The following is an 8,421-nucleotide window of genomic DNA, read 5'->3' as shown; positions in this document are numbered from 1 at the left end:
GCAGCTCTAACTCATCTTTCCCACTGCGCAATGCTTCCTCCGCCTTCTTCATCCCCTCAACCAAGCGGGAGTTTTCTAGTGAAATAGCTGCCTGCATCATCAGTAGTTCGGTCATCCGGGTCTTTTCCGGGGTAAATACTGAACCTGACAACCGGTTTTCTAAATATAGTATGCCGATCATTTCTGTTTGTTTGATCACCGGCAGACAGAGCACTGAACGCAGCTGTAGTTTCTGAACCTCCGGATTATCTTTGAAGATGCCCTCGTGGCAAGCATTGTTAAGAAGCACCCGCTCCCTGGTTCGATACACATAACGGACAATCGCTTTGCAAATATCCGGAATGTTATCAAGCTCTTGATTAAGCATCTGGACCGCTTGTTCTGTAATGTGACCGCCCGACTGGATAATTAATTTTCCACTTTCTTCAGTAAGTAAATAGCCGAGCTGCGCCCCGGAACTCTCAAGGACTACTTTCATAATCTTCTTCACTAAGGAGTTTTGTTCTATTTCGGCTGATATGGCATGAGAGGATTTCATAAGATATTCGACGTCAAGATTAGGCAGAATTGCAACAGACTCAGCCTCACAATATTGGGAGGAACCATTTTCCACCTCAAAGTACTCAGGATATCGCTCGATAAGATTAAGCAACATTCGTTCCGCCCGACATTTCTTGTATAACCGAGCTGCTTCCACAAAATAGAGTCTTTCCGAATGCTTACCGGATTTGACGAGAAACTCCCCAAAACATTCGTTAAGATAGCCTTCCAGGAAGGTATAGTTTTGCTGCTGTGCGGTGTCTATAGCATCGAGATAGCGGCCTCTGGCTTCATTAAACTTACCGGTGACTCGCTCAACTTCAGCATAGAGAAAAGCGAGATATGGTTTCAATAACGGACCTAATGCAGCCCATCTTTCAATCTTTTCAATAACCGGCCGGATTCTTGCCTGTAATTCGCCTTCATTAAGCGCGCCTAAGCCTTTTTCGTACATCTTAAGCTCATTTAATACCAGAAATACATGCCACTGCCGCTTCAGCACATTGTCGGTCAGGCCGGAAAGGTATTGTTGGCCCTTACGAAGATATAGCTGTGCTTTTTCGTGCTCCCCGTGATAATAATGCGCCAATGCCAAGTGGACGTAGTAACTTCCGACAGAGGCAATATGATTATTCTGCTCCCATTGCCGTAATTTCTCGTCCATCGGTAAGGGTGAATAATCTCTCCTCATGGGTTCAATCCAGCCTGCCTGCATGGCTTCGGCAAGACCAACTAAAAAAGAAAGCTGATATCTTTTTGAAAATTGCAGACATTCCTTGGCATAATCTTCAATGGCAGACATATCGGTGCCCTGAACCTGAAGATTCCACATTAGAGGCCCGTAAGAAAGCCCAGCGTTATACAGGTCACCGCAGTTTTTTCCGCACTCAATGGTTTTTAGACAATAGTTTACGATTTCCTTTGGGCGGGACCTTGAGTGCATATTGCACCAAACTATTCCGTTCATGCCACGGGTTGCACCAAACGTATTAGGATATTTGGCCGACAGATCGCGCGCTAAATCTTCGTACTTAAACGCTTGTTCAAAATCGCCCTGTTCGCCAAGCAGAAGTCCCATAATGCTAAAGGAATATATTACCGACTCATCCATGCCACCCGCAAGACAATGCTGAGTTGACTGCGCAGCCGCGAGATAAAGCTGCGGCACCATGCCCGACAGATAGAGGTCAGGAATCAGCTCGCTGTAAAAGGCTAGCTCGATTTTGCTTTTTCGATCGGTAGTGAACGGCACATTTAGGATAGTCTGCCAGATATTTTTATTCCTTGCGACTATTTCAGATATCAGCTTCCGGCACCGCTCATCCGACTCATTCGGACTATCCGGGATAGCTTTCCCAAAATAGGCCAGTCCCCGATTAGCCGTCTCAATTGCCTTTTTAAAATTGCCGATAGAGGATAATGAAGCTGTCTGCTCTGCCAAACACTCAGCTTTGTCTAAATCAGTTTTCGCATGATCCAGGAGTTCTGTCAGCACACTCTCTGAGCGCTCGTAATTGCCGCACATAAGCTCTGTCTTAGCAACCATCTGATATATTCTGAAGGTGCGTTCATAATGGTCTTCCTCCCAGCAATCAGACGGCAGCAGTTCCTTGCTCAAATTGAAATAGTCGTTAGCGGCCTTGGTCGCCAATGAATCTAACGCCTTATTACCGGCATGATAATTAAGATCAGCTAAGCGGTAGGCAGTATCAGAATCGAGCTTGCTATCCCTACCCAAATTTAGATGGGAAACAACAGCAAAAAGCGCTTCTGGTTTTTCAATATTTTGAGCGTTTTCATTAATTCTTTTCAATAAATGATTCCCAATTTGCCAATGAATCTGACGACGCCTGTCCGCCGATATATGAGACAAGGTTGCTTCTTGGACTTTATCATGGATAAACCGCAATTGACTCTTATTCTCCATCAGCAGTCCTTGCCCCAGGGCTGGTTTCAGGATTTCAAACGTTTCTACCAAGGTTATTTCCTGAATTAAGGCTATATCAGCAGGCGAAAAAGTATTGCCCATGCAAGCGCAGAGCTCCAACAAAGCTACTAACTCAGGCGGGAATTTGCGAATCTTTGTATCGAAAAGCGCAACCACCGTATTGGGCATGTTAGACTGACGGATTTTGTTAATATCCCAACGGCATTGCCTTTCCCTATCAAACATCAAGAGATCTTCATTGTACAGATATGATAGACTTTCGCTTACGTATAACGGATTGCCTTCGCTCAATATGCTTATGATATCGGATAACGCCTCAGTTTGCGCCATCGGAGCGTCAAGAATGTATGAGACCATCTCGTGGCAGTAGCTGGAGTTCAACGGCCCCAGCCGGATTTCTTCCAATGGTTGGCGACCTTCTTTAGCACTGCGAATAAGCTTTGTCAGAGGATGACTTAAGTCGACTTCGTTATGGCGGTACGAACCTATGAAGAAAAGGTACGGGTGCTCCTCATGGTTCGCAAAGATGTTTGCCAGAAAGTCAAAGGAGGCGGCATCACACCACTGCAGGTCATCGATGAATAAAGTCAGCGGATGCTCATTGCTTGCCAGGCAGGTTAAAAACCGGCCAAAGACATTGTTGAATCTGTTCATTGATTCAACCGGTGGTAGTGGTTTAACCTCGGGCTGTGTGCCTATCAGATTCTCCAGTTCAGGAATAACATCGGTCAGGACCCGGCCATTGCTACCTACGGCCTTCAAAATCCTGCTTTGCCAGGCCGCTACATTCTCGTCGCTTTCGGTCAGAAATGTTCTGACCAGATTCCTAAAAGCTTGTATCAGCGAGCTGTAGGGAATGTTCTTCTGGTATACATCGAACTTTCCTGATGTGAAATATCCTCGATGCTTTACAATTGGCGCCTGCAGTTCTTGGATAAGGCGGGTTTTGCCTATGCCTGACAACCCGGACACAAAAAGCGAGCGAAAGGACCCTTGAGCTGCCTGCTCGTATTCTCGCAGGATTAGATCAGCTTCTGCATCGCGCCCAACCATCTTGGAAATGAAAGTGACCCTGTTTGTGTAAATATATCTATCCAGCACAAATTCACGAATTGAGCCCTGGGCTCCATATTCATCGCGGCACCTTACCAAGTCATTAAATAGCCCCTTTGCACTTTGGTAGCGCTTTTCAGGAGCTTTATACATCAGTTTGGTTATAACTCCACTTAAAATAGGGGGAACCTCAGGATTTAATCTGTATACACAAGGCGCCTCTTCAGCAAGATGCGCGTGGATTAGCTCAAGCGGGTCATCCGAAGAGTATGGCAACCGGCCGGTTAGCATTTCATAGAATACTATCCCAAGCGAATACAGATCAGATGAAAAATTCACCCTGTGATTGATTCGTCCGGTTTGTTCCGGAGAGGTATAAGCTAAGGTATCCTTTACAAAAGAGCGGTCGTAAATAAAGTGACTGACGTCCCTAACATCGAATGAGCTTATGAAATCGATTAGCCTGATTGCTAAGGTATTAGGGTCTACCAATATATTGTGCGGTTTAATTCCGCCATGAATGATTCCTGCCTCATGAATGGCCTCAAGCGCCAAAGCCAGTTGACAGGCAATGGCGAAAAAATCATTTAAAGAATTTTTATTCCGCACATTACATAGCTTGTCAAGCGGTATCCCGTCAAAATACTCTTGGCTGACAAAACAATACTCTTCATTTACGGTAAATGCACTGGGCGTAATAACAAGACTGCTGTTTACTACTCTGAGATGCTCTATTATCTGGTTGAATTGGGCAACAGCAGCATTTGACGGAGAAACCGTCTTTAAGACCTTTAACGTAAGCGGGCGGTTTGGATTTCTCTTATGGTAAGCCTTAAAAATTGAAGAGGTCTTGCTTTCAAAAATTCTTTCTTTAATTTCATAGTTAGGAATAATCATATTGGAATCACACCAGCCTGTCTTCAAGATGCAATTTTAGGATCGTAATCCTCACCTCAGTTCATTATATCTAACGTTAGTAAATTCTGTTTTGTTTTCCATAATACTGCTTATTTGTAACTAATTGTCAATGTTTAAGGTGGGTACCGCAATTTTCTTATGTTAATGGCCGGACAAAACAACTATAATGTATAATGTAATAAGCTTAAGTAGGTTAGCTGTCACTTAAAAGGGGGGACGAAATGGCGCAGAAATCAGCATTATTGCTGGGAGCAAGTGGATTAGTGGGCGGAGAATTGCTTAAACTTTTATTAGACGGCGATGAATACCAGCGCGTTACAATCCTGGTACGCAGACCGCTCGCCATTCAACATCCGAAATTAACTGAAGTGGTTATAGATTTCAATTCCCTCGAACAAGCCAAAGACAAGTTTAGCGCGGATGACATTTTTAGCTGCCTTGGAACAACAATTAAAAAAGCTAAAACCCGCGAGGCCATGAATAAAGTAGATTACGAGTATACGATGTCAGCAGCCAAGCTCGCAAAGGCCATGGACGCTGATAAATTTCTTGTTATTAGCTCAATAGGTGCTAATCCTAACTCCCCAGTCTGGTATTCGCGTCTGAAAGGCAGGTTGGAAGCAGATTTAAAACAGCTAGGGCTGCCAGCTTTATATGTTTTTCAGCCATCCCTGTTGGTTGGCAAACGTAAAGAATTCCGGTTTGGCGAGTACACAGCCGCATTTCTGTCCAAATTTATACCCTTTATGTTTAACGGTCCTTTAAAAAAGTATAAACCTATTAAGGCTAGTACGGTGGCCGCCGGGATGTACAGAGCCGCCCAGCTTCCAAACTCAGGTATTATCACCTTTCAATCGGATAAAATTAACCAGCTTGCTTATTCCTTAGTCGAATCGTAAGCACCAGATCATTTAAACCTTAAAACATATTATTAGGCAGGACAATTTATGAAACATTTATTCAAATTACTACTGCTCAGCATTTTGATACTAGCCTCCGCGCCTGCGACTGGATATGCGGGGCCACTTGAAGCATATGACGAGGCCTATGAACTATCTATAACAAGCGGAGCCAGCATGGCATCCTATCACGATAGAGCCGGAGAATTAGCGACCCGTTATTTAGAGCAAGACGGTTGGCAAATTGCGCATTATGTTCAGCCACATAATAAGGCCGGAGCACGCTTCCTTGTAGCTAAAAAAGATGGCCTTCTGGGAAAGACTGTCTACATCGTCGCCATTGTGGGAACCGAGAATCTTAACGATATGAAATTTAACCTTAAGGCTGACAAGGTTTATTTTGGCGGCAGCACCTTTGAAGAATTTGCCGCAAATGCGGCTTTAAAGAATATATCAACCGACCAACCGCAAGTTCATAAGGGCTTTAATGAATTTACCCAAAGCGGGTTGACGGCAAAGCTGAGTGATTCTTCCGGCCCTTCCCTTCGGTTCACTGACCTGCTCAACTCTGACAACGACTATATTCTCTATCTCACCGGCCATAGTCTGGGCGGGGCAGCGGCCACCATCGCCGGGGCAAGACTTATTGATATAGGTATACCGCCAGACAAGCTTAAAGTTATTACCTTTGGCGCTCCCGCGGTAGGTAATCCCGCTTTTGCCGCAAAATACCAGCCAATCCTTGACCTAACGCGCGTTGTAATCTCAGGCGACCCCGTAACCGGTGTTTTGCAAACCTTAGCCGGCGGCTATAAGCAGTTTGGCCGGGAAATAAAATGGGAACTGCCAGCCACTACTCACGACGATCCGCATAAACTAACCAGCTACGTAGATTTAGCGCTAAAAAACTATTACGACGAGCGAAAAAAGGCCCTGCTTGCCGGCGCAGAGTTAGCCAAACCACGTATTTCGAAGGAGGCAATAACTGAACCGGTCTACATCGCCCCCCTCAAAAACAATCTCCCGCCCGCTTTGAAAAACGAATACCGGTACATGAGTGAGGCATTAAGAGATGAAACCCGCCGCATAATACCCAATTTCGTTACAGCCGATAAGAATTCAGACGATTGGCGGGAAAACGCGCTTGCCGCCGGTTGCCGCTGGGCAATCGTCCCTGAGGTTAGCGCCTTGCAAGTCAAACAAGAGCGCCACACCTACTATATCACCTTAACCCAAACCATCTATGACGTAAGCACTGGGACAGCAACTGATCTAACAATATATTCGACAGGGACTTACAACTTAACACCGTTAGAAGCATTTATCCATGCTTTCAAAGGCAGCAGCTCAGCTTTAGTTGACGCCCTCCGACGAACTTCTACTAATCCTGATATATAGAAAATAAACATAACGGCGTTACCGAGCCTAGCGTTTCGGTAACGCCGTTTCTATCTGTCTCAATCTATCAGATTTAACATGTACCGTAAAAACTACAGCCAACCTTGAAAAACCAGTTAGTAATTGCAGACATTAGCGGATATACTAAATTCAACCTAGATGGCAAAAGAAATATCAACCTGAGGCCAGCTATATAATTAAGCAAAGAGGTGAAAACATGCTGGAAGAATTAATGACATCAATGGCTACTGACAAATTGGCGGAACTAAAAAAAGATCCGACAAAACATGAGGAATTTGTCCGCATGGTCGTCTCGGCCTTGGATATGTCGACCGAACTACTAAAAGAAAGTCCCGAATTCCGCCAAGCCTTCGCCCGCGTCCATACCGAATTCTTCAAATACCCAGAATGCCAAGAAACCATCGCCGCAATAAAAAAAGCCGCGCACGGCTGAAAATCATTAACAAAAGTAAGCAAGCAGACCGGCATCGCTCTTAAGCGCGTCGGTCTGCTTCTTTTTTGTCTCTAACTTCAAATACCGCTAAGCGGTCATCACGTTATGCAACCCCCGAGCATACCAACGGAACATACCCTTGAGTCTACTCTGGAAAATGATAGAATAGTATTGAAAAATATTAAGGGAGTATACGTAATGGATAATGTACTTTTTGCCTTTATTCTAACCTTATTTGCAGGATTGAGTACGGGTATAGGCAGCTTGATAGCTTTTTTTTCTAAGAAAAGCAGTCCGAAATTTTTGTCAATAATGCTTGGGTTTTCAGCAGGAGTTATGATCTATGTGTCTATGATAGAAATTTTTGCTAATGCCCAGACGGCTTTGATTGCTGAAATGGGCTCGAAGACGGGGGCATTAATCACCGTAATTTCATTTTTTAGCGGTATGCTATTAATAGGTATAATTGATAAATTAATACCTAAATCGGAGAATCCGCATGAACTTCATTCAGTTGAAGAAATGCACGAAGACAATCCGGAGAAAGGACATCATGCAGAGCAAATAAGGCAAAGGGAAGAAGCCAAAAAAAATCATAAGCTTCTTAGAATGGGTCTGTTCACGGCGTTAGCTATAACGATTCATAATTTTCCTGAAGGCATTGCAACTTTTATTGCAACACTAAAAGAACCGGAGATTGGTGTCCCCATTGCAATTGCTATAGCTATTCACAATATACCGGAAGGGATTGCAGTGTCTGTGCCGATATATTATGCAACAGGCAGTCGGAAAAAAGCATTACTGTATTCTTTTTTATCTGGGATTTCTGAGCCTGTCGGAGCTTTAATAGGTTATCTTATCCTTATGCCATTTCTGAATGATATTCTTTTAGGTATCATTTTTGCTCTTGTTGCAGGTGTAATGGTGTTTATATCTTTAGATGAATTGCTGCCAGCTTCTAGAGAGTACGGTGAGCATCATCTTTCAATTTATGGTTTGGTTTCAGGTATGATGGTAATGGCTGTAAGCCTTTTATTGTTCGTATAGTTTAGTTTTTAATGATTTTCTAGTCTGAAGACTGTTGTTGGTGTAAATGCTAATATCAAATACACAATTATTGCAAAGTAAAAAACTGCACAAAATTGTGTACTTTTTCTTACTCACGGTAAATATTTAGCGTGCTCAAATCAGAAAACTGGTACTGCTTCTGC

5 protein-coding genes are annotated in these 8,421 nt (G+C 43.8%); 4 read left to right on the top strand and 1 reads right to left on the bottom strand.

Annotation, left to right across the window (positions count from 1 at the left end):
• A partial coding sequence (locus tag GX348_07715) for an AAA family ATPase (GenBank protein ID NLP42071.1) occupies positions 1 to 4,438 on the bottom strand: 4,438 nt, incomplete at its 3' end.
• A gap of 242 nt (positions 4,439 to 4,680) precedes the next feature.
• Here GX348_07715 and GX348_07710 point away from each other — a divergent pair.
• From GX348_07710 to zupT, 4 genes are all read left to right on the top strand, one after another.
• On the top strand, positions 4,681 to 5,358 hold the full coding sequence (locus GX348_07710; GenBank protein ID NLP42070.1) for an NAD(P)H-binding protein: 678 nt from the start codon (positions 4,681 to 4,683) through the stop codon (positions 5,356 to 5,358).
• A gap of 48 nt (positions 5,359 to 5,406) precedes the next feature.
• Positions 5,407 to 6,756, top strand: a complete 1,350-nt coding sequence (locus GX348_07705) for a lipase family protein (protein NLP42069.1) — start codon at positions 5,407 to 5,409, stop codon at positions 6,754 to 6,756.
• 217 nt (positions 6,757 to 6,973) lie between these two features.
• Positions 6,974 to 7,210, top strand: coding sequence for a hypothetical protein (locus GX348_07700; protein ID NLP42068.1), 237 nt, complete (start codon positions 6,974 to 6,976; stop codon positions 7,208 to 7,210).
• A gap of 198 nt (positions 7,211 to 7,408) precedes the next feature.
• Entirely contained in the window at positions 7,409 to 8,257 is an 849-nt protein-coding gene (gene zupT / locus GX348_07695; protein ID NLP42067.1) for a zinc transporter ZupT, read from the top strand.
• Positions 8,258 to 8,421: the final 164 nt, after the last annotated feature.

This window comes from Veillonellaceae bacterium (assembly GCA_012523975.1).
Taxonomy (GTDB): Bacteria; Bacillota; Negativicutes; order JAAYSF01; family JAAYSF01; genus JAAYSF01.
This window is presented reverse-complemented; position numbering and strand designations above follow the sequence as displayed.